The 20350-nt window shown below is 68.0% G+C and carries 21 protein-coding genes; 9 read left to right on the plus strand and 12 right to left on the minus strand.

Going from position 1 to position 20350, the window contains the following annotated elements; translation table 11 throughout:
* Window positions 1-56: 56 nt before the first annotated feature.
* Together ACXPWS_RS26525 and ACXPWS_RS26530 are read left to right on the plus strand one after the other, a co-directional pair.
* On the plus strand, window positions 57-299 hold the full coding sequence (locus tag ACXPWS_RS26525) for a hypothetical protein (RefSeq protein ID WP_458709499.1): 243 nt from the start codon (window positions 57-59) through the stop codon (window positions 297-299).
* 31 nt (window positions 300-330) lie between these two features.
* Window positions 331-1224, plus strand: a complete 894-nt coding sequence (locus ACXPWS_RS26530; RefSeq protein WP_458709500.1) for a crotonase/enoyl-CoA hydratase family protein — start codon at window positions 331-333, stop codon at window positions 1222-1224.
* On the opposite strand, the gene ACXPWS_RS26535 is transcribed toward ACXPWS_RS26530, so the two are convergent.
* The 6 genes from ACXPWS_RS26535 to ACXPWS_RS26560 all read right to left on the minus strand — a co-directional run bounded on the left by ACXPWS_RS26535 (window position 1204) and on the right by ACXPWS_RS26560 (window position 6524).
* On the minus strand, window positions 1204-2061 hold the full coding sequence (locus tag ACXPWS_RS26535) for a hypothetical protein (protein ID WP_458709501.1): 858 nt from the start codon (window positions 2059-2061) through the stop codon (window positions 1204-1206). The genes ACXPWS_RS26530 and ACXPWS_RS26535 overlap by 21 nt on opposite strands.
* 37 nt (window positions 2062-2098) lie before the next feature.
* Entirely contained in the window at window positions 2099-2953 is an 855-nt protein-coding gene (gene ppk2, locus ACXPWS_RS26540; RefSeq protein ID WP_458713708.1) for a polyphosphate kinase 2, read from the minus strand.
* Between the two features lie 66 nt (window positions 2954-3019).
* Window positions 3020-4531 carry an aldehyde dehydrogenase family protein gene (locus tag ACXPWS_RS26545; protein ID WP_458709502.1) on the minus strand — a complete coding sequence of 504 codons (1512 nt, stop codon included), beginning with the start codon at window positions 4529-4531 and terminating at the stop codon, window positions 3020-3022.
* A 53-nt stretch (window positions 4532-4584) separates the two neighbouring features.
* Entirely contained in the window at window positions 4585-5109 is a 525-nt protein-coding gene (locus ACXPWS_RS26550) for a mycothiol transferase (RefSeq protein ID WP_458709503.1), read from the minus strand.
* A gap of 35 nt (window positions 5110-5144) precedes the next feature.
* The gene (locus ACXPWS_RS26555; protein ID WP_458709504.1) at window positions 5145-6104 is read right to left on the minus strand and encodes an SDR family NAD(P)-dependent oxidoreductase; all 960 of its coding nucleotides are present in this window, start codon (window positions 6102-6104) and stop codon (window positions 5145-5147) included.
* Between the two features lie 36 nt (window positions 6105-6140).
* Window positions 6141-6524: a VOC family protein gene (locus ACXPWS_RS26560; protein ID WP_458709505.1), complete on the minus strand. Its 384-nt coding sequence runs from the start codon at window positions 6522-6524 to the stop codon at window positions 6141-6143.
* 52 nt (window positions 6525-6576) lie between these two features.
* Here ACXPWS_RS26560 and ACXPWS_RS26565 point away from each other — a divergent pair, with 52 nt between their 5' ends.
* Complete coding sequence (locus tag ACXPWS_RS26565; RefSeq protein ID WP_458713709.1) at window positions 6577-8313, plus strand: N-acyl-D-amino-acid deacylase family protein; 1737 nt, start codon at window positions 6577-6579, stop codon at window positions 8311-8313.
* Here the strand turns inward: ACXPWS_RS26565 and ACXPWS_RS26570 are convergent.
* Window positions 8310-8936, minus strand: coding sequence for a TetR/AcrR family transcriptional regulator (locus ACXPWS_RS26570; RefSeq protein ID WP_458709506.1), 627 nt, complete (start codon window positions 8934-8936; stop codon window positions 8310-8312). The genes ACXPWS_RS26565 and ACXPWS_RS26570 overlap by 4 nt on opposite strands.
* A gap of 57 nt (window positions 8937-8993) precedes the next feature.
* Here ACXPWS_RS26570 and ACXPWS_RS26575 point away from each other — a divergent pair, with 57 nt between their 5' ends.
* Both ACXPWS_RS26575 and ACXPWS_RS26580 read left to right on the plus strand, forming a co-directional pair.
* The gene (locus tag ACXPWS_RS26575; protein ID WP_458709507.1) at window positions 8994-10067 is read left to right on the plus strand and encodes an oxygenase MpaB family protein; all 1074 of its coding nucleotides are present in this window, start codon (window positions 8994-8996) and stop codon (window positions 10065-10067) included.
* A 74-nt stretch (window positions 10068-10141) separates the two neighbouring features.
* Entirely contained in the window at window positions 10142-11458 is a 1317-nt protein-coding gene (locus tag ACXPWS_RS26580; protein ID WP_458709508.1) for an MFS transporter, read from the plus strand.
* 66 nt (window positions 11459-11524) lie between these two features.
* Here ACXPWS_RS26580 and ACXPWS_RS26585 read toward each other — a convergent pair whose 3' ends face one another.
* Window positions 11525-12358 carry an endonuclease domain-containing protein gene (locus ACXPWS_RS26585; protein WP_458709509.1) on the minus strand — a complete coding sequence of 278 codons (834 nt, stop codon included), beginning with the start codon at window positions 12356-12358 and terminating at the stop codon, window positions 11525-11527.
* Window positions 12359-12532: 174 nt separating this feature from the next.
* Here ACXPWS_RS26585 and ACXPWS_RS26590 point away from each other — a divergent pair, with 174 nt between their 5' ends.
* Complete coding sequence (locus ACXPWS_RS26590) at window positions 12533-12862, plus strand: hypothetical protein (RefSeq protein WP_458709510.1); 330 nt, start codon at window positions 12533-12535, stop codon at window positions 12860-12862.
* Window positions 12863-12937: 75 nt separating this feature from the next.
* On the opposite strand, the gene groL is transcribed toward ACXPWS_RS26590, so the two are convergent.
* Window positions 12938-14563: a chaperonin GroEL gene (gene groL / locus ACXPWS_RS26595; protein WP_458709511.1), complete on the minus strand. Its 1626-nt coding sequence runs from the start codon at window positions 14561-14563 to the stop codon at window positions 12938-12940.
* Window positions 14564-14794: 231 nt separating this feature from the next.
* A complete protein-coding gene (locus ACXPWS_RS26600) occupies window positions 14795-15337 on the minus strand; it encodes a TetR/AcrR family transcriptional regulator (protein WP_458709512.1) in 543 nt (180 codons plus the stop codon).
* A 99-nt stretch (window positions 15338-15436) separates the two neighbouring features.
* On the opposite strand from ACXPWS_RS26600, the gene ACXPWS_RS26605 reads away from it, so the two are divergent.
* Window positions 15437-16378, plus strand: a complete 942-nt coding sequence (locus tag ACXPWS_RS26605; protein ID WP_458709513.1) for an SDR family NAD(P)-dependent oxidoreductase — start codon at window positions 15437-15439, stop codon at window positions 16376-16378.
* Here ACXPWS_RS26605 and ACXPWS_RS26610 read toward each other — a convergent pair.
* The gene (locus ACXPWS_RS26610) at window positions 16325-17104 is read right to left on the minus strand and encodes a polysaccharide deacetylase family protein (RefSeq protein WP_458709514.1); all 780 of its coding nucleotides are present in this window, start codon (window positions 17102-17104) and stop codon (window positions 16325-16327) included. The genes ACXPWS_RS26605 and ACXPWS_RS26610 overlap by 54 nt on opposite strands.
* A gap of 77 nt (window positions 17105-17181) precedes the next feature.
* Here ACXPWS_RS26610 and ACXPWS_RS26615 point away from each other — a divergent pair, with 77 nt between their 5' ends.
* Both ACXPWS_RS26615 and ACXPWS_RS26620 read left to right on the plus strand, forming a co-directional pair.
* Complete coding sequence (locus tag ACXPWS_RS26615; protein WP_458709515.1) at window positions 17182-17688, plus strand: cupin domain-containing protein; 507 nt, start codon at window positions 17182-17184, stop codon at window positions 17686-17688.
* Between the two features lie 88 nt (window positions 17689-17776).
* Entirely contained in the window at window positions 17777-19483 is a 1707-nt protein-coding gene (locus tag ACXPWS_RS26620; RefSeq protein WP_458709516.1) for a DEAD/DEAH box helicase, read from the plus strand.
* Here ACXPWS_RS26620 and ACXPWS_RS26625 read toward each other — a convergent pair.
* The gene (locus ACXPWS_RS26625; RefSeq protein WP_458709517.1) at window positions 19480-20295 is read right to left on the minus strand and encodes an HAD-IIA family hydrolase; all 816 of its coding nucleotides are present in this window, start codon (window positions 20293-20295) and stop codon (window positions 19480-19482) included. The genes ACXPWS_RS26620 and ACXPWS_RS26625 overlap by 4 nt on opposite strands.
* Window positions 20296-20350: the final 55 nt, after the last annotated feature.

Below are 20350 nucleotides of genomic sequence, written 5' to 3' on the forward strand. Positions count from 1 at the left end.
ATATCGTGACGACGACGGCATCTCACCGCCACGGCTCACAGGTTAGGCTGACGGCGATGACGCCCTGGACCATATTCCGCCGCTACCTGGTGTTTCAGGGCATGATGTTCGTCTTCGGCATCGTCGGGCCGATCTTCCTGGGGGTCTACTTCGCCGCCCAGCCCGATCCGACCCTCAAATGGATGTACTTCGCCGGCCTGTTCATCACGGCTGCAGACATTCTCATCGCACTGGGGCTCACCCAAAACTGGGTCAACCAAGAGCGGCTGGCGGTCGAGAAGCGCAAACGCGACTCTTGACTTCACGGGCCGTGCTGGATCGACTCCTTCCATGGAATTCGAGACCTTGCTCTACAGCGCGCAGCCGCCCGTCGCGACCATCACGCTGAACCGCCCCGAGCAGCTGAACACCATCGTCCCGCCGATGCCCGACGAGATCGAACGGGCGATCGGCCTGGCCGAACGCGATCCGGCCGTCAAGGTGATCGTGCTGCGGGGCGCGGGACGAGCATTCTCGGGCGGGTACGACTTCGGCGACGGATTCAGCCACTGGGGCGAGTCGATGAACACCGACGGCCGGTGGGACCCCGGTAAGGACTTCGCGATGGTCACCGCCCGCGAGACGGCGCCGACGAGCAAGTTCATGGCCATCTGGCGGGCCTCCAAGCCGGTGATCGCCCAGGTACACGGCTGGTGCGTGGGCGGCGCCAGCGACTACGCGTTGTGCGCGGATCTGGTGATCGCCAGCGACGACGCCGTCATCGGCACCCCGTACGCCCGGATGTGGGGTGCCTATCTGTCCGGGATGTGGCTCTACCGGCTGAGTCTGGCCAAGGTGAAGTGGCATTCGCTGACCGGCGAACCGCTCACCGGCAAGGAGGCCGCCGCCGTCGAGCTCATCAACGAGTCGGTGCCGTTCGACCGGCTGGAAGCGCGGGTGGCCGAAGTGGCGGCCAAACTGGCTCGAATTCCGTTGTCGCAGTTGCAAGCCCAGAAGCTGATCGTCAACCAGGCCTACGAGAACATGGGCCTGGCGTCCACCCAGACACTGGGCGGGATCCTCGACGGGCTGATGCGCAACACCCCCGACGCGCTGCGGTTCATCGACACCGCGGCCACCGACGGTGTGCGCGCGGCGGTGGAACTTCGCGACGGACCGTGGGGCGACTACAGCCAGGCCCCACCCGAACGCCGCCCGGATCCGTCACACATCATCACGCCGTGAGCCCAGTCCGCTCAGCAGCGCCACGATCACCCCGATGATCACCAGACCACCGCCGACGGTCAGGGTGAGGTTGAGCCACACGTGCATGCTGCCCACCGCGTGATCGACCATCACATCGGCGATCGCGTGTACATCCCCGGTGGTCCGGTTCAACGCGTCATCGACGTAGCGCCGGCCGATCTCGATACCGGCCCACCCGGCCGCCCCCACCAGCAGGGCCGAAACACCCAGCGCGGCAAGGGCTTTTCCCCGCGCCCTGGACGCAGCCAGGGTCAGCAGGGCGAACACGCCGGCCAGCACCGCCACCCCCACGCTGGCCCACGGCCCCCACACCGCGGCCAGCCGCAACTGCCCGGGCCGCAGATGTGTCGACACGTTCTCGGTCAGCGGCACCTCGAGCTTGTCGGGGGCCGCGATACCGAAAGAGGTCAGGGTCTCTCGAAAGGAGCTGTCCGCCAGCATCGGCGACACGTCGACCAGCCACCGCCCGGACGCATCCGAACGCGACACCCGGTCGGTGAACAACCAGTCATGGGCCAGCCCGTTGACCTGGGCGAACTGCCCGGGAAAAACCGAACTGGCGGTGTACACGCCGGCCGCCCTGCTCAGCAGGTCGGTGGGCGTGTCATAGCCGCTACCGCTGGCCAGACTCTTGAGCTGGCCACCAAGCTCCGAGGCCATCGCCTGCTGCAACGCGGGGTCCTTGGCCGCCGACGCCGCGAAGGCGGTGTACCCGTCCCGGTCGATGAGCGTGTGCTGCGCCCACAGCGCGGGCACCGTCACCGCCAGCAGCACCGTGGTGATCACCCACAGCAGCGCCGCCAGCAGAAACCGCACGGCGCCCCTCCCTCAGGGACGCCGCGGCCTGGCGGTGCTAGTCGCCGAGTGCGCGTCCCACGATCAGCGGGTCGGACTGGCCGACCACTTCATGGTCCTTGTTGTCGTAGTTGAACTTACCCAGGACGTAGCGCATCGCGTTGATCCTGGCGCGTTTCTTGTCGTTGCTTTTCACGACGGTCCACGGCGCGATCTCGGTGTCGGTCCAGGCGAACATGTCTTCCTTGGCCCCGGTGTAGTCGTCCCACTTGTCCAGCGAGGCCAGATCCGTCGGGGACAGCTTCCACTGGCGCACCGGGTCGACCTGGCGGATGGTGAACCGGGTGCGCTGCTCGGCCTGGGTCACCGAGAACCACAGCTTGGTCAGGCTGATTCCCTCGTTCACCAGCATCTGTTCGAAAAGTGGTGCTTGGCGGATGAATTCGGCGTGCTGCCTGGGGGTGCAGTACCCCATCACCCGTTCCACACCGGCCCGGTTGTACCAGGACCGGTCGAACAGCACGACCTCACCGGCGGCGGGCAGGTGGGTGACGTAGCGCTGGAAGTACCACTGGGTGCGTTCCTTCTCGGTCGGCTTCTCCAGGGCCACGACGCGCGCGCCACGCGGGTTCAGGTGCTCCATGAACCGCTTGATGGTGCCACCCTTGCCCGCGGCGTCGCGGCCCTCGAACACGATGACATGCCGGTGGCCGTTGGCCTGGCTCCACTTCTGCAACTTCAGCAGCTCGATCTGCAACAGCCGCTTCTGCTCCTCGTACTCGGAGCGCTTCATCCGCTCGTCGTACGGGTAGCCCTCACGCCAGGTGTCGACGACTTCGCCGCTGGGCATGAGCAGCAGTTCGGGATCGTCGTCGTCGTCGTCGCGGACGGCGTAGCCGTTGGTGTCCAGAATCGTCACGGCACGAAGCTATCCACCCGGACGTACCAGCCGGTGACATCCGGGTGAACAGCAGGTGTGCTACTTGGCTTCGCGCCTGGGCCGGGCCTGCGCCAGCTTGGTCATCAACTTGTTCGCCCGGGCCAGCGCCTTCTGCGAGTGGTTGTAATAGTTGCTGCCCGCACCCGCGTTCAGCCGGGGCACCACGACGGTCTCCTGCCTGCAGAACTTGCGCACCCCGTCGACACCGCCGAACCGCGCGCCGATGCCCGAGGTCTTCCAGCCGCTCATCGGGGCCGTCGTGCACATCAGGTTCGAGATCACGTCGTTGACGTTGACCGCGCCGCAATCGAGCTGCAGCGCAACATCTCTCGCCCGATCGACATTCTTGGAGAACACCGCCGCACTCAGCCCGTATGGGCTGTCGTTGGCCAGCCGGACCGCCTCACCCACCGAGGACACCTTCATGATCGGCAGCGTCGGCCCGAAGGTCTCCTCCGTCATGCACTCCATCGAGTGGTCGACGTCGACCAGCACCGTGGGCAGGTAGAAGCTGCCGGGCCCATCCGCGCGCTTACCTCCGGTCAGGGCGCGGCCGCCCTTGGCCAGGGCGTCGGCGACATGCCGTTCGGTGATGGCCAGCTGCGACTCGTCGATCAGCGCGCCGAAATCGTAGCCCTCGCCCGCACCGACCTTGAGGTTCTCCACCGCCTTGACCACGGCGGCGACGAACTGGTCGTAGACCGGTTCCAGCACGTACACCCGCTCCACCGAGACGCAGGTCTGCCCGGCGTTGAACATCGCGCCCCACACCGCGGCGTTCGCCGCCAGTTCCACGTCGGCATCCTCCAGCACGATCATCGGATCCTTGCCGCCGAGCTCGAGGCTGACCGGGGTGAGCCGGCGCGCGGCCCGTTCCATCACCTTGACGCCGGTGGCGCAGGAGCCGGTGAACTGGATGTAGTCGGAATTGTCGATGACGGCCTCGGACACCTCCCGGGCACCCTGGGCCAGGGCCAGCACCTCGGGGGCGCCGGAGTCGATCCAGCCACGCAGCAGCACCTCGGCGGTCAAGGGCGTTCGCTCGGACGGCTTGAGCAGCACCGCACAGCCGGCGGCCAGTGCGCCGATGGCGTCCATCAGCGCGTTGGCCACGGGATAATTCCACGGCGCGATGATGCCGACCACCGCACGCGGGCGGTAATGCACGACGATCTTCTTCACCGAGAGGAACGGCACCGGGGCGGGCCTGCTCTCCGGCGTCATCGCCTTCTCCACCGCCTTGATGTAGTACGACAGGATGATGCTCAGCAACAGCACCTCCTGCGCGGCGTCCGTTGCCGATTTGCCGGTCTCGGCGATCAGCAGTCGCTCGATCTCGTCGCGGTGCTCGTCCAGCCATACGGCGTAGCGCGCCAGCACCTTGGCGCGCCCCTTGGCGCCGCGGGCTTCCCAGGCCCGCTGCGCCTCGCGCAGTCCGGTGGCGATCCGGGCGACATCGGCGGGCGCAGTCCAGCGCACCTCGCCGGCCACGGCACCCGTGGCGGGATTGAGGATGGTGGCGATATCGGAGCGGTCTGCGGTGGCAGTCATACCGCCATGCTAAACCGCGCATGTGACGCAGCTCGCACCGGGGTTGACACCTGTCAACTTCGGGGCGCGATACCCCGCACATAGGCCGCCTGCCCCAGGTGCTGAGCAGCGTCGTCGACGATACTGACCAGCCGCACACCGGCGGTGACCGGCGGGTTCCATCGCTCGTCGACGATGCGCGTCAGTTCCTGGTCATCCACCGAGGCGATGTACTCCAGGCTGAACTTGTGCACCGCGTGGTAATACCCGGCCAGCAACTCGGCCGGGGCATGCACCTTGCCCACTTCTTCTGAGGTGTGCCCGTAGCCCATGTCGTTGCCGGGCAGGTCGAGTCCGAAGCGCTCCCGCCAACCCTCTCGGGTCCACACCTGTTCGGTGCCGGCGATATCGGCGAGCTGCACATCATGTTGGCGAGCGCTGTGCCAGATCAGCCAGGCGATGCTGTTGGCCGCCGGGGTGGGCCGCCAGGACGACAACTCCTCGGTGAGGCCGTCGGTCAGGTCGTCGACATGCTCGATGAGCCGTGTGAACGAATCCCGGAGCAGTTCGCGGGCGGCAGCATTGTCCTTTTCAGCCACGTTCCCGACGCTACCTGCGTATGCCGACCGGCGATCTACAGCATCGCCAGCGACAGGTCCCACAACCGCTCGGCGTTCTCCACATCCAACGCGTACGGCGCCACCCCGCCGATCCCGCCGTCACTGCGGTCCACCACGGCGGCCTCGTTGCAGTCCTCGAAGTACCGGCCGCTCACGCCCTCGACCAGGGGTGAGGCCGCCAGCAGGACCGAGGTGGCCGCACCCTGCTCGATGCTCTTGAATGCCGTCCCCGCCCGGTGGAAGCGGGCGCGCGCCTCCTTGTGGTAGCCGAGGGGAAGGTGACGCTGCAGCGCGGTGGCGATGCCGCCGGGCATCAGCGCGTTCGCGGTGATGCCGTCCCCGGCCCAGCGCCGGCCGGCCTCGACCGCGAACAGCACATTGGCGGTCTTGCTCTGCCCGTACGCGCCGAAGGGGTCGTAGGCGCGGAACGCGAAGTCGATGTCGTCGAACACCACCGGCGAGCGCAGATGCCCCGACGAGCTCACCGAGACGATGCGCGCTCCCCCGGCCTGACGCAGTGCGTCGTACAGGCCCACGGCGAGCGCGAAATGCCCGAGGTGATTGGTGGCGAACTGCAACTCATGACCGTCCTCGGTCAAGGTCAGTTCCTGTACGGCCATCACCCCGGCGTTGTTCACCAGGATGTGTACGGGCCCGGTCCAGGCGCTGGCGAACGCCACCACGCTGTCGGGTCTGCTGAGGTCCAGTGCCGCCACCGACACCGCGTCGTTGCCGGTGCTGTGCCGGATCTCGTCGGCGATGGGGCGGGTACCGGCCACGTCGCGCACGGCCAGCGTGACGGCGGCGCCGGCACCGGCCAGCGCGCGGGCCGTCTCGACACCGATCCCGGAGGAGGCGCCGGTGACGATCGCGGTTCTGCCGGTCAGGTCCACCCCGGCGATCACGTCGGCCGCGGTCGATTCGAAGCCGAACGGAGTGGTGATGCGGGCATCGTCAAGAGTCGAAAGGCTCACCTCGGTTCCAACCGCTGCCCGGCGGATTGATTCCCGTCAGGCCTTTGCGCCGTGGAAAACCGCCTCGACGTTGTTGCCGTCCGGGTCGCGCACGAACGCCCCGAAGTAGCCCGGGTGATACTCCGGCCACAACCGCGGCGCGTGCAGCGATTCGGCACCCAGCCCCACCGCGGCGTCGTAGAACCGCTGCACGGCGTCGTTGTCGGCGGCCTGCAGGGCGACGTGTACCTCCCGGTTCGGACCGCCGGCGTCACCGGCGTTCTGATCGGCGATCCAGAAGTCGGCGTGGCCGTCGCGGCCGTAGCCGATGGCCACCCCGAAATCCATCTGCCGGGTGAAACCGAGAACCCCCAGGACGGTGTCGTAGAACTCTTGCGACTTGGCGAAGTCTGCACAGTTGATTCCCAGGTGATCGATCACGAAGCCATCGTAAGTTCGAGGTATGACAATCCAGGGCGAACGGCGCGATGGGGTGGCCCACGACCTCGTGATCCGCAACGGCACCATCGTCGACGGGTCGGGTGGGGAACCGTACTTCGGCGATGTGGCCGTCACCGACGGGGTGATCACCGCGGTCGGGACGGTGCCCGGAGACGGGGCCCGCGAGATCGATGCGGCCGGCCTGCTCGTCACACCGGGTTTCGTGGACCTGCACACGCACTACGACGGGCAGGCGATCTGGTCGGAGCGGATGACCCCGTCCTCGGCGCACGGGGTGACCACGGCCGTGATGGGCAACTGCGGAGTGGGCTTTGCGCCGTGCCGGCCCGCCGACCACGAGACGCTGGTGGACGTGATGGCCGGTGTCGAGGACATCCCCGGTGTGGTGATGGTCGATGGCTTGCCCTGGACGTGGGAGACCTTCCCGGAGTTCCTGGACGCCGTCGACGCGAGGCGCAGGGATATCGATGTGGCGGCGTTCCTGCCGCACTCACCGCTGCGCGTGTACGTGATGGGCCGACGCGGAGTCGACCGCGAACCCGCGACCCCCGAAGACCTGTCACAGATGCGCAAACTGGCGGCCGAGGCCATTGAGGTCGGCGCGCTCGGCTTCGCATCCTCGCGGCTGACCATCCACAAGACCGAGAGCGGCCAGCCGATTCCGAGTTACGACGCCGGCCACGACGAGATCGAGGCCATCGCGCTCGGCGTCAAGGATGCCGGCGGTGGGTTGATCCAGTTCGTTCCCGACCTGCTGGCCGCCGACTACGAAGGCGCGCTGCAGGCGGTGTTCGACGTGGCCGCCGACGTCGGGTTGCCCGTCACCTTCACCCTGGCGATCGGAAATGCCGGGCCCGCATTGCATCTGGATGCGCTGCGGATGGTCGAGAAGGCCAATCAGAATGCCGGAGCGGACGGTCCGATGATCACCGCGCAGATCTTCCCGCGGCCCATCGGCCTGGTCATCGGCCTGGAGCTGTCCGGCAATCCGTTCGTCATGTATCCGAGCTACCGCGCGATCGCCGAGATGCCGCTGGCCGAACGCGTCGCCGAGATGCGCAAACCCGAAGTGCGGGAACGTATCCTGACCGATTCACCGGCCAGCGACGGGCACCCGCTGATGTTCGCGGTACAGGCCTGGGACTACATCTTCCCCCTCGGCGACCCGCCCGATTACGAACCCGACCCGTCCGACAGTATCGCCGCGCGCGCCGCGGCCCGCGGGGTGACGCCGCTGGAGGAGGCCTACGACCGGCTGCTCGACGATGACGGCCACGCCATGCTGCTGGTCACGCTGGCCAACTTCCGCGACGGATCACTGGACACCGTCGCCGAGCTGGTGCGCCGCGACGACGTGGTGCTGGGCCTCGGCGACGGCGGGGCGCACTACGGGATGATCTGCGACGCAAGCTTTCCCACCTACATGCTGACCCACTGGGTGCGTGACCGGCCGGCCGGCCGACTCGGCGTCGCCGAGGCGGTGCGGGAATTGACCACGACGCCGGCGCGGGTGGCGGGGCTGGCCGACCGCGGCCGCATCGCCGTCGGATACAAGGGCGACCTCAACGTCATCGACCATGCGGCGCTGCGATTGCACAAGCCGACGGTGGTACATGACCTGCCGGCCGGCGGGCGCCGACTCGATCAGACCGCGCAGGGTTATGTGGCCACCATCGTCGCCGGGCAGGTCATCGCCGAACACGGGGTGCCCACCGACGCGCGCCCGGGCAAGCTCGTGCGCGGCAGGCAGCCGGCTCCGGCGGGCTAAGCCCCGCGGATCGCCCGGAACGCCGCCCTGCCGACGAGCTCACCCAATTCCTCGGCCGTGCAGGCATTGCCCTCGTCCAGCAAGCTGCGTACCGCACTCTCGGCCATCGACACGAACAGTTCCACCAGTACCGGCGCCTTGCGTTCGGCGTCTGCGATGCCCCACCGCTGCAGGTCGGGGCGCACCAGTTGCTCGAATTGCCCCCCGATCAGCGCGCGCCCTCTGGAGAACTTCTCGGCCACATCTCGACCCGGGTTGGCACAGAACAACATTCGCCAGGTGTCGGGGTGCGCGGCGACCGTGCTCAGTAGTGCCTGCATACCGCCGACGTAGGCCGCTTCGGTCTTGGGGTAGCTGCCCGGCGCCGGGTAAGCACTCAGCACGCCTTCGATGAGCGTGCGCTCCTCCCGTTCCAGCAGCGCGGTCAGCACCTCGACCCGGTTGCCGTAGCACGCGTAGACCACCGGCCGGGTGACGCCGAGCCGGCTCGCGATGGCCTCGATTGTGACGGCCGGGATGCCCTCGTCCAGGGCGATCTGCATGGCCGCATCCAGCACCTGCGGACGCCTGCGCTCAGGCCCGAGGTGCGATGCCCGCCTCTTGACGGCAGTTCCTACGGTCATGTAGGAAAATGCTACATCAATGTAGGAATTGCGCTACGACGAACGGGAGGATCGCTCATGGTGCTGCAACATCTCCGGACACCGGTGACCACGGAACCGGCCGAGGACTACGGCTTTTTCGGACCGGATTCGGTGACGTGGAAAGTGTGGAGCTATCCCACCTCCCTGACCGTGGGGTTCATCCGGTCGGTGGTGGTCGAGGAACTCGACCCCGCACTGGTCGCCGCCGTCGACACCACTCAGGACATCTACCGTCGCCCGCGCACCCGTTACGACCGCACCCTGCACTATTTCGCCCTGGTCGCCTTCGGGGATTCGCGGACCACCGCCAAGGCCGCCGACGTGCTGGTCAAGGTGCACTCGAAAGCGATCGGCAACGACCCCTACAGCGGAAAACGTTATGACGCAAACGATCCCGAATCGCAACTGTGGATCCACCTGACCGCTTGGCATTCGATCCTGTACGCATACGAGACCTACGGACCGGGCAAGCTGTCGCAGGACGAGGAGCGGCAGTACTGGGCCCAGTGCGCGGTGGCCGCCGAACTGCAGACCTGCGACCCCGCCGACGTCCCCCGCGACCGCGACGGCGTCCGCGCCTACTTCGAGCGGATGCGCCCACAGTTGGCCGGCTCACCGATCGCCCGCCAAGCCATGACCCACCTGGCCAACGGGGCCGCGCTGGTGTCACCTATGCGTGGCGTGCTCACCCCGGCCACCTGGGTGATCAACCGCATCCTGCGCGCCGGGGTCATCGCCACCATGCCCCGGTGGATGCGCGAGATGGGTGAATTGCGACAGTCCCGGCTGACCGACATCCTGGTGCGGCCCATCCTGCGGCTGTCCTTCGCGGCCCTGCAGGTCAGCCCGCCCGCGATCCGGCTGCGGGTGATCCGGATCATCTCGCCGGCAACGGTTCCCGTGGTCGCACCGGTGCTGCGCGGCGTGCCTCCTGTGCACCGCGAGGTGATCACCCCGGCGCAAGCCCGCGAACGTTACGGATACGACAAACCGGCCCAGGCCCATCTGGAGTGGCGCGCCCGTCAGCATCAGCGCGTGTTCACCGAGGGCACCGCACCCAGCGATGACGGCCTGCTGGAATCCCAGCCCATCCTGGGGTCGATCACCTGAGCTGAGCCGCCCTTTCGATCACCGCGCGCGTAACCCTGGCCGGCAGACCGGCCCACATGCGTGGATTGATTCCCGTGACTGTGACCGCGCCGGCCCCCGGTGATCAGGACCGGACCATCTCGCCTCAGGCGCGTACCGCGCTGTGGGCCAGCCTGGTCGGTACCACCATCGAGTGGTACGACTTCTTCCTCTACGCCACCGCCGCCAGCCTGGTCTTCAACCACGCGTTCTTCCCGGACCAGACGACGTTCGTCGGCACGCTGTTGTCCTTCGCGACGTTCGCCGTCGGGTTCGTGGTCCGCCCCATCGGCGGATTCGTGTTCGGCCACATCGGTGACCGGATCGGCAGGAAGAAGACACTGGCGTTGACGATGTTCCTGATGGGCGGTGCCACCGCCCTGATGGGCGTGCTGCCGACCGCCGCACAGATCGGCGTCATGGCGCCGATCCTGCTGTTGCTGCTGCGCATCGTGCAGGGCTTCGCGCTCGGCGGGGAATGGGCCGGTGCGGTGCTGCTGGCCGTCGAGCACAGCCCGGTGCACAAACGCGGGCTGTTCGGCAGCATTCCCCAGGTCGGCCTGGCGCTGGGCCTGGCGCTGGGCACCGGCGTGTTCGCGATACTGCAGGCCACGCTGTCCGACGCGGCATTCCTGGCCTACGGGTGGCGGATCGCGTTCCTGCTGAGCATCGCGCTGGTGGCCTTCGGCGTGGTGGTTCGATTGCGGGCCACCGAAACCCCGGCCTTCGAGAAGGTGCGCGACAGCGGCGAACGGGCGAGCGTGCCGGTGCGGGAGGTCTTCACTCCGCCGGTACTGCGCTCCACGGTGCTCGGCATGTTGTCCCGGTGGGGTGAGGGCGCGGCGTTCAACACCTGGGGTGTCTTCGCGATCGCCTACGCGACGGGCACCCTGAAACTGGAGAAGGTGCCGGTGCTGGTGTCGGTCACGGTGGCCGCCCTGCTGATGGCGGCGCTGCTGCCGGTATCGGGTCTGCTGACCGACCGGTACGGGGCCAAACGGATCTACACCATCGGTATCGCGGCGTACGGCGTTGCGGTGTTCCCGGTGTTCGCGCTGTTCGGCACCAAGAACATCGCGCTGTACGCCGTGGCGATGCTGGTGGTGTTCGGCGTCATCCACGCGTTGTTCTACGGCGCGCAGGGCACCCTGTACGCCTCGCTGTTCCCGGCGCGGATCCGCTACACCGGACTGTCCACGGTCTATCAGCTGTCCGGGGTGTACGCCTCGGGCCTGACCCCGCTGATCCTCACGGCGTTGATCGGGGCCGCCGGTGGCTCGCCGTGGATCGCGTGCGCCTACCTGGTGGGCACCTCGGTGATCAGTGTGGTCGCCACGTCATTGCTCAAGCCGACCCCGCTGGCCGACATCTAGACCACGAGTGTGGGTCGCGCGCACGCTTTTTCGCGCATGCACGCTCACATCCCACACAGTCGACATTCACAGCGGGCAGCCCGCGGCGCGCAACTTCGCCCTCACGCGCTCGATGACCACCACCGGGCGAGACATCATCTCAGCGCTCACCCGCACGACTGCCCAGCCGGCTTCTTCGAGCAGGGCGATGCGGTCGATATCCCATGACCGTTGCCGCGGATCGGTCCAGTGCTGCGCGCCGTCGTACTCGACGGCGACCTGCCATCGGCGCCAGCCCATGTCGACACGGATGCGGAGATCGCGGAACGCTATCTGGGTTTCCGGGCGCGGCAGCCCGGCGCGGATCAGAAGCAGCCGCAGCCTGCTCTCCCGCGGCGACTCCGCGCCGCCATCCACCAGATCCAATACCGCCCGCAGCCGCACGATGCCGCGCGCCCCTGGATGGACCGCCGCCACGGACATCACCTCTGCGATGGATACGCCGGTGGCGTTCATGAGCGCATCCACCAGCGCGACCGCCTGAGTCTCGGTATACCGGCGGCCGAGGTCGAAGGCGGTGCGAGCCGGCGTCGTGCACTCGATGCCGCTCACCGAACACGTCTGCCCCGCCCCGAGTTTCCAGGTGTGCACGGCCATGCCGGCTTGCGCGTGCCGGTCGGCACGAAGGATCTCCGCCGGCAGATCAGGGTTCAGCCACTTGGCGCCGTGCACCGCCGCGGCCGAGACACCCGCGAGGGTGGCGCCCGAGGACAGCCAGGCCGCCTGCGCCCTGATCCGGGCCGTCAGTTCGATATCGCGCGAGACGTACACATCCCGGTAGACGGGCACGTACCGGCGGGTCAGTCCACGCCGGGTCAGTTCACCGCGGCGGATGGCGGCGCTGCCGAGAAAGGGTTCCATTCCCGCACATTCGGCGACCACACCGACGACTGTGGGCCGCGTGCACCACCGTCGACCTGCACCTGTGCATAGAACCCACACTGGGGATGAAAAAAGTGAGGGAACTGCGGAGGCTGCTCGCTCCTACCTGTGAACGCGGCACACAACGAGTCGCGACAGACCATAGGAGCCCTCATGAACAGCAGCACTCGCCTTCGCCAGCTCGCCGCCACCGCCGTCGCCGCGGGCGCTATGGCCGCCGGCGCGCTGGCCCTCACCGCACCGGCCGCCCAGGCCGATACGTTCCAGCACCACTGCACCACCGCCCCGCAGGACTACGCCACCGGCGCCGTGACGGGCGTGTACAGCACGGAACGGGTCGGCCAGGACCGCTACGAGGTGTGCAAGGTGTACGACAGCAGCGGCAAGCTGCTCGGCACCACGAATGTTCCCAACTACGGCTTCTACTCCCGGCATATCGCCACGCAACAGGTGCCCCCGCGCGCGGCGCAGGTACAGCAGTAACCAACCCGACGACACGAAAAAGCCCGGCCCCACTGGATCTTCTCCAGGGGAACCGGGCTTTTCTCGTGAAGGGACTTAGAAGTCCATACCGCCCATGCCACCGGTCGGGTCGCCCGCAGGTGCGGCGGCCTTCTCCGGCTTGTCGGCGACGACGGCCTCGGTGGTGAGGAACAGCGCCGCGATGGACGCCGCGTTCTGCAGCGCCGAGCGGGTGACCTTGACCGGGTCGGCAACGCCGGCGGCCAGCAGGTCCTCGTACACGTTGGTCGCGGCGTTCAGGCCGTGACCGGCGGGCAGGTTCGACACCTTCTCGGCGACGACACCCGGCTCCAGACCACCGTTGAAGGCGATCTGCTTCAGCGGGGCCGACAGCGCGACGCGCACGATGTTGGCACCGGTGGCCTCGTCACCCTCGAGCTTGAGCTCGTCGAGCGCCGGGGCCGACTGCAGCAAAGCCACGCCGCCACCGGCGACGATGCCCTCTTCGACGGCAGCCTTCGCGTTGCGGACGGCGTCCTCGATGCGGTGCTTGCGCTCCTTGAGCTCCACCTCGGTGGCAGCTCCGGCCTTGATCACCGCAACACCGCCGGCCAGCTTGGCCAGGCGCTCCTGCAGCTTCTCGCGGTCGTAGTCGGAGTCGCTGTTCTCGATCTCGGCGCGGATCTGGGCCACCCGGCCGGCGATGGCGTCGGAGTCGCCCGAGCCCTCGACGATGGTGGTCTCATCCTTGGTGATGACGACCTTGCGCGCGGTGCCCAGCAGAGCGACATCGGCGGTCTCCAGCGAGAGGCCGACCTCTTCGCTGATGACCTGGCCACCGGTGAGGATGGCGATGTCCTGCAGCATGGCCTTGCGGCGGTCACCGAAGCCCGGGGCCTTGACGGCCACAGACTTGAAGGTGCCACGGATCTTGTTGACCACCAGGGTCGACAGGGCTTCGCCCTCGACGTCCTCGGCGATGATCAGCAACGGCTTGCCGGACTGGATGACCTTCTCCAGCAGCGGCAGCAGATCCTTGACCGTCGACACCTTGCCGGAGACCAGCAGGATGTAGGGATCCTCGAGGACCGCTTCCTGACGCTCGGCGTCGGTCACGAAGTAACCCGAGATGTAGCCCTTGTCGAAGCGCATGCCCTCGGTGAGCTCCAGCTGCAGGCCGAAGGTGTTCGACTCCTCGACGGTGATGACACCCTCGTTGCCGACCTTGTCCAGAGCCTCGGCGATCAGGTCACCGATCGACTGGTCACCGGCGGAGATGCCGGCGGTGGCAGCGATCTGCTCCTTGGTCTCGACCTCTTTGGCGGTCGAGAGCAGGCGAGCGGTGACAGCCTCGACGGCCTTCTCGATGCCGCGCTTCAGGCCGAGCGGGTTGGCGCCGGCGGCGACGTTGCGCAGGCCTTCGCGAACGAGGGCCTGGGCCAGGACGGTGGCGGTGGTGGTTCCGTCGCCCGCGACGTCGTCGGTCTTCTTGGCGACCTCTTTGACCAGCTCAGCGCCGATCTTCTCGTACGGGTCCTCCAGCTCGATCTCCTTGGCGATGGACACACCATCGTTGGTGATCGTGGGAGCGCCCCACTTCTTCTCCAGGACGACGTTGCGGCCCTTGGGGCCCAGCGTCACCTTTACGGCGTCAGCGAGGGCATTGAGGCCCCGCTCGAGGCCGCGGCGGGCCTCTTCGTCATACGCAATTGTCTTGGCCATTGCGAGGTGATTCCTCCGGTTGGGAATTGCACGTCTTTTGGTCGGGTTCAGTGCCCGCGACGGACGGCGTGGGTGTGCTCCCTGCCTCACCGGCCCGACCTAGCACTCACAGATCGAGAGTGCCAACGTCATTTTTAGCACTCGCCCATGGCGAGTGCAAGGTCGATGAGCCGCTTGCGCGAAGAGCAAAAACACCGATGAGCCGCTTGCGCGAAGAGCAGAATCAATCGTTCAGCGGGCCCGGAGCCCGTCGAACACCACGTTCGTGGCGTGTTCGGCGACCGCGGGGTTGTAGGCCTGGACGGCCTGGCAACCCACCAACAGGGCCTTGACCTCCGGCACCGTGACGTCGGGGCGCACGGCTCCGGCCCGCTGCGCCGCGGCCAGCAGTTCGCCGAGCAGCGCCAGGAAATCGACCTCGGATTCGGGCACGACACAGTTGATGTCGATGCCCAGCCCGGCCAGTGCGTCGACCAGGCCGCGGTCGGCGGCACCCCACTGCAGCACCAGCGCCCGGAGGAACTCGAACAGTCCGGCGCCGGGATCCTGCGACTCCAGGAACCCGCGGCCGAGCTCGACGATGCCGCGGATCCGCTCGGCCACCACGGCCCGGTACAGGTCCTCCTTGGCAGGGAAGTGCCGGTACACCGTGCCCGCACCCACACCTGCCCGGCGCGCGATCTCGTCGATCGGCACACCCAGCCCTTCGGCCGCGAAGGTCTCGTAGGCCACCTCGAGCACCCGCGCGCGGTTCCGTGCCGCATCGGCGCGCATGACCCACCTCCCAGGGAATCAAACAAACGGGGCGCAGGTTCCGTATAGTCGGAACCAACCGGAGAACGCACCCCGCTTAACCCACACCAGGAGTTTCTCATGTCGAACTGGACCACCGCCAACATTCCCGATCAGGCCGGCCGCACCGCGGTCGTCACCGGCGCCAATACCGGGCTGGGCCTCGAAACCGCTAAGGCACTCGCCAGCCGGGGCGCACACGTCGTGCTCGCCGTCCGCAATCTCGACAAGGGCCGCGCGGCCGCCCACCAGATCGGCGGCGACGTCGTCGTCGAGCAGCTCGACCTCGGCTCCCTGGACTCGGTCCGCGCCGCCGCCGCGAAGCTCAAGGACACCTACGCCAGCATCGACCTGCTGATCAACAACGCGGGCGTGATGACCCCGCCCAAGCAGAACACCACCGACGGTTTCGAGCTACAGTTCGGCACCAATCATCTCGGCCACTTCGCCCTCACCGGCCTGCTGCTGGACCGGCTGCTGCCGGTGACCGGCTCCCGCATCGTCACCGTGAGCAGCGTCGGACACCGGTTCGCCCGGTCCATCCGATTCGAGGATCTGCAGTGGGAGCGCGACTACAACCGGATCGTCGCCTACGGCCAGTCCAAGCTCGCCAACCTGATGTTCACCTATGAGCTGCAGCGCCGACTGACCGGGCAACGCACCACGGCGCTGGCCGCGCACCCGGGCGGGTCCGACACCGAACTCGTGCGGCACCTGCCACGCGCCTTCCAGCTGGCCCTGCCCGCGGCGCGCGCGCTGTTCCAACCCGCAGCCATGGGTGCGCTGCCGACGCTGCGCGCCGCGACGGACCCCGGAGCGCTCGGAGGTCAGTACTACGGTCCCGACGGTTTCGCCGAGCAGAAAGGCCACCCGAAGGTGGTCACGTCGACCGAATACTCCTATGACATCGAGGCGCAGCGCCGGCTGTGGGCGGTGTCCGAGGAACTCACCGGGGTGACGTTCCCGGACTCACTGGACCACCCGGTCACGCAGTGGGACGAACTCCCAACCGGCCGCGCGTAACTGCGGGATGGCCGCGGCGTATCCCGCCGCGGTCCCCGCCCGCGGATGATTCATGTGCGAGATCACGATCGATCCGGGGGCAGCGCCGACGACGTTGGCGCGCACCTTCGCCGCGGGCAGCGTCGCCCCTGCATCACCGTTGACGGTGAAGCCCAGCGGCCGCTCACCGAGTTCCTGGACGATCGCCACGCCGACGTCGTCGTAGTGCGCGGTGCCCGGCCGGAACCAGGTCGGTGGCTTGCCGGCCAAGGCGGTGATCTTCTGGTGGCTGGCCCACACCTCGTCGACCACCTCGGCCGCCGAGCGGGTGCCGGCGATGCCGTAGGCCGCCCGCCCGGTCACCGACAACGGGACGTGGCGGGTGCCGTGATTGCCGATCTCGAACAACGGATCGGCCGCCAGTTGCGCGGCCCGGTCGGGGTGCTGGTCCATCCACTTGGCGTTGAAGAAGAGCACGGCGGGCACGTCGTTGCGACGCAGCGTGTCCAGCAGCGCGTCATCGCACCCGCCCATGCAGGCGTCGAAGGTCAGCGCGATCTGCCGCCCGTTCGGGACGAACGAGGTGGCGATGCCGGGCAGCGCCATTCCCCATTGGGTGGGTGCGCGCCGGGCGTACTCGCCCGCGACGACCGTCGGGTCCAGCGCGGCCCGCGCGCGTGGCGTGCCCAGCCACATGCTTGCCGCGCCCAGCGCCGCCGTGGCCAGCAAAGCCCGTCTGTCGATCACACGTCCGGAGGCTATGTGCCGACTCTGCAACCGCTGTGCGGGTCGGCTGTGCGGTTGCTGTCGTACGATCGGCAGCGATGTCGCTGATCGTGCCGCCCTATCCCCCGCCCCGGTACACCGCGGACGAACCCGAGGTCAGCGCGTGGGTGCGCCGGGCCCCCGAAAACGGCGGGCCCCCCGCCGACTACGACGCTTTCGGCCTGGTGAAGTACCACTACCTGGCCAACCAGCAGCAGACCGACGGCGACTACGGCCTCTACCGCGTCGAGATCAGCCCACGCGGCGGCGGCCCGGCACCGCACTATCACCGCGCCATGTCCGAAGCATTCTTCGTGCTCGGCGGCGAGGTGGAGATCCACGACGGCACCGACTGGTCTACCGCGGCGGCCAATGACTTCCTCTATGTGCCGCCCGGCGGGGTACACGGCTTCCGCAACGTCGCCGACGCTCCGGCGTCCCTGCTGATGCTGTTTGCCCCCGGCGCGCCGCGTGAGCACTACTTCGAAGGGTTGGCCCAACTCGGTGAGATGACCGACGCCGAACGCGCCGAGTGGTTCGTCAAAAACGACAATTTCTTCGTCTGACCGGCGCGCCGCGCCCGACACGTGCTGCGGGTGTGCGATCCCGTAACCCCTTGCCCTAGACTGCCCTTCGACCAGATAGGAGTCTCGGGTGCGGCCTTACGAAGCGCCCAGCACCCAGGCTTTGCGGGGCTGGCAGCGTCGAGCGCTGGTGAAGTATCTATCCGCCAAGCCCAAAGATTTCCTGGCAGTCGCGACGCCCGGCGCCGGCAAGACGACATTCGCTCTGCGCATCGCCGGGGAGTTGCTGGCCGACCGCAGCGTGGAACAGGTCGTGGTGGTGGTCCCCACCGAACACCTCAAGACCCAGTGGTCACAGGCCGCGGCGCGGGTCGGCATCGCCCTCGACCCGAAATTCAGCAACTCGGCCGGCCACACCTCCAGCGACTACCACGGCATCGCCGTCACCTATGCGCAGGTCGCGAGCCATCCCACCCGGCACCGGGTGCGCACCGAGAACCACAAGACGCTGGTCATCTTCGATGAGATCCACCACGGCGGCGACGCGAAGACCTGGGGTGATGCCATCCGGGAGGCCTACGGCGACGCGACCCGGCGGCTGGCGCTGACCGGTACCCCGTTCCGCAGTGACGACAGCCCCATCCCGTTCGTCACCTATGAGGCCGACGGCGCGGGATTCCAGCGTTCGCAAGCCGACCACATCTACGGCTATGCCGATGCCCTGGCCGACGGCGTGGTGCGCCCGGTGGTCTTCATGGCCTACTCCGGCGAGGCGCGCTGGCGGGACAGCGCCGGCGAGGAACACGCCGCGCGCCTCGGCGAGCCGCTCACAGCCGAGCAGAACGCCCGGGCCTGGCGCACCGCGCTCAACCCGGCCGGCGAATGGATGCCCGCGGTGCTGGCCGCCGCGGACACCCGGTTGCAGCAGAAACGCCAGCACGTCCCCGACGCGGGCGGCATGGTCATCGCCTCCGACCAGACCGCGGCCCGGGCGTACGCCAAGTTGCTGCACACCATCACCGGTGAAGAGCCGACCGTGGTGCTGTCGGACGACCCGACGGCGTCGAACAAGATCTCGCAGTTCTCCGAATCGTCGAGCCGGTGGATGGTCGCGGTGCGGATGGTGTCCGAAGGCGTGGACGTACCTCGGCTGTCCGTCGGGGTGTACGCGACCAGCGCGTCCACCCCGCTGTTCTTCGCCCAGGCCATCGGACGGTTCGTGCGCAGCCGCCGGGCCGGCGAGACCGCCAGCATCTTCCTGCCCTCGGTGCCCAACCTGCTGCAGCTGGCCTCCGAGATGGAGGCGCAGCGCAACCACGTGCTGGGCAAGCCGCACCGGGAATCCGACGGGCTCGACGACGAGCTGCTCGCGGACGCCGAGAAGCGCAAGGACGAGAAGTCGGATATGGACCGGGGTTTCGAGTACCTCGGCGCCGACGCCGAGCTGGACCAGGTGATCTTCGAAGGCTCGTCGTTCGGCACCGCCACCCCGGCCGGCAGCGACGAGGAGGCCGACTACCTGGGCATCCCCGGCCTCCTCGACACCACCCAGATGCGCGACCTGCTGAACCGCCGCCAGGACGCGCAGCTGCAGAAGCGCACCGCCTCCGGTGCGGTGCCGCCACCGACCACCCACAATCAGCTGCGCGATCTGCGCCGTGAACTCAACGTGCTGGTGTCCGCGTTCCATCACCGCACCGGCCGGCCGCACGGCTGGATCCACAACGAGCTGCGCCGCCGCCGGGGCGGTCCTCCGGTCGCCGCCGCCACCCGTGAACAACTGCAGGAGCGGATCGAGGCGGTGCGGGAGATGCAGCGCGAGCTGTCGGGCGGCTAGAGCCCCAGCAGCGCGGGCAGGTCGGCCACCGAGTCGATGACGTGATTGGGCTGCATCGCGAATTCGTCTGTGGCCCAACGGTCCAATGTGGCCTGCCGGAATTTCCCGGTGCGCACCAGCACGCCCGTCATACCGACCACCTGACCGGCCAGCACATCGTTGTTCAGGTCGTCGCCGACCATGTACATCTCGTCGGGATCCACCCCTAGCCGGTTGGCGGCCGCCAGGAATCCCCGCGGCGCGGGCTTACCGACGGCGGTGGCTTTGCGCCCCGAGGTCTCCTCCATCCCGGTCAGGTACATCCCGGTATCCACCCGCAGTCCGTCGGTGGTGGTCCAGGCCGTGCTGCGGTGCATCGCGACCACCGGGACGCCCTGGGCCATCCAGTCGTACACCCAGCTCAGGGTCAGGTGCGTGTACTCCGGGCCGGCCCCGCCGAGCAGCACCACATCCGGGGTCTCCGGGGTGGCGGGTCCGGTGTACTCGTGTGAATAGACGAAATCCACACCCGCCATGTCCTCGGCGATATCGCCACTGTTCACCAGAAAACACCGGGCGCCCGGATAGTGATCGCGTACATAGTCGGCGGTGAGCAGCGCCGAGGTCACCACCTCGTCCGGCGACACGGCCATCCCCGCCGCGGTGAGCAGGTCGGCGATCTGGGTGCGGGTGCGGGTGGTGGTGTTGGTCAGGTAGCTACGCGCAATCTGGTGGTCCGACAACGTGCGCAACGCTTGGGCCGCGCCATCGATCGGTTGCCACGACGTCACCAGCACACCGTCTATATCGAAAAGCACCCCACCGATCGCCATGTGCCGACAGTAAACGGCCAACCCTTCGGCGCAACTCGGGCCGCCCAGTAGTGTT

It is taken from the genome of Mycobacterium sp. BMJ-28 (assembly GCF_054404835.1).

What these genes read in the sequence shown, in the direction of transcription:
- ACXPWS_RS26605 (WP_458709513.1), top strand. Translation starts at nt 15,437, where the DNA reads ATGTCGAACTGGACCACCGCCAACATTCCCGATCAGGCCGGCCGCACC.
- ACXPWS_RS26530 (WP_458709500.1), top strand. Translation starts at nt 331, where the DNA reads ATGGAATTCGAGACCTTGCTCTACAGCGCGCAGCCGCCCGTCGCGACC.
- ACXPWS_RS26570 (WP_458709506.1), bottom strand. Translation starts at nt 8,936, where the DNA reads ATGACCGTAGGAACTGCCGTCAAGAGGCGGGCATCGCACCTCGGGCCT.
- groL (WP_458709511.1), bottom strand. Translation starts at nt 14,563, where the DNA reads ATGGCCAAGACAATTGCGTATGACGAAGAGGCCCGCCGCGGCCTCGAG.
- ACXPWS_RS26615 (WP_458709515.1), top strand. Translation starts at nt 17,182, where the DNA reads ATGTCGCTGATCGTGCCGCCCTATCCCCCGCCCCGGTACACCGCGGAC.
- ACXPWS_RS26590 (WP_458709510.1), top strand. Translation starts at nt 12,533, where the DNA reads ATGAACAGCAGCACTCGCCTTCGCCAGCTCGCCGCCACCGCCGTCGCC.
- ACXPWS_RS26575 (WP_458709507.1), top strand. Translation starts at nt 8,994, where the DNA reads ATGGTGCTGCAACATCTCCGGACACCGGTGACCACGGAACCGGCCGAG.
- ACXPWS_RS26600 (WP_458709512.1), bottom strand. Translation starts at nt 15,337, where the DNA reads ATGCGCGCCGATGCGGCACGGAACCGCGCGCGGGTGCTCGAGGTGGCC.
- ACXPWS_RS26625 (WP_458709517.1), bottom strand. Translation starts at nt 20,295, where the DNA reads ATGGCGATCGGTGGGGTGCTTTTCGATATAGACGGTGTGCTGGTGACG.
- ACXPWS_RS26585 (WP_458709509.1), bottom strand. Translation starts at nt 12,358, where the DNA reads ATGGAACCCTTTCTCGGCAGCGCCGCCATCCGCCGCGGTGAACTGACC.
- ACXPWS_RS26525 (WP_458709499.1), top strand. Translation starts at nt 57, where the DNA reads ATGACGCCCTGGACCATATTCCGCCGCTACCTGGTGTTTCAGGGCATG.
- ACXPWS_RS26545 (WP_458709502.1), bottom strand. Translation starts at nt 4,531, where the DNA reads ATGACTGCCACCGCAGACCGCTCCGATATCGCCACCATCCTCAATCCC.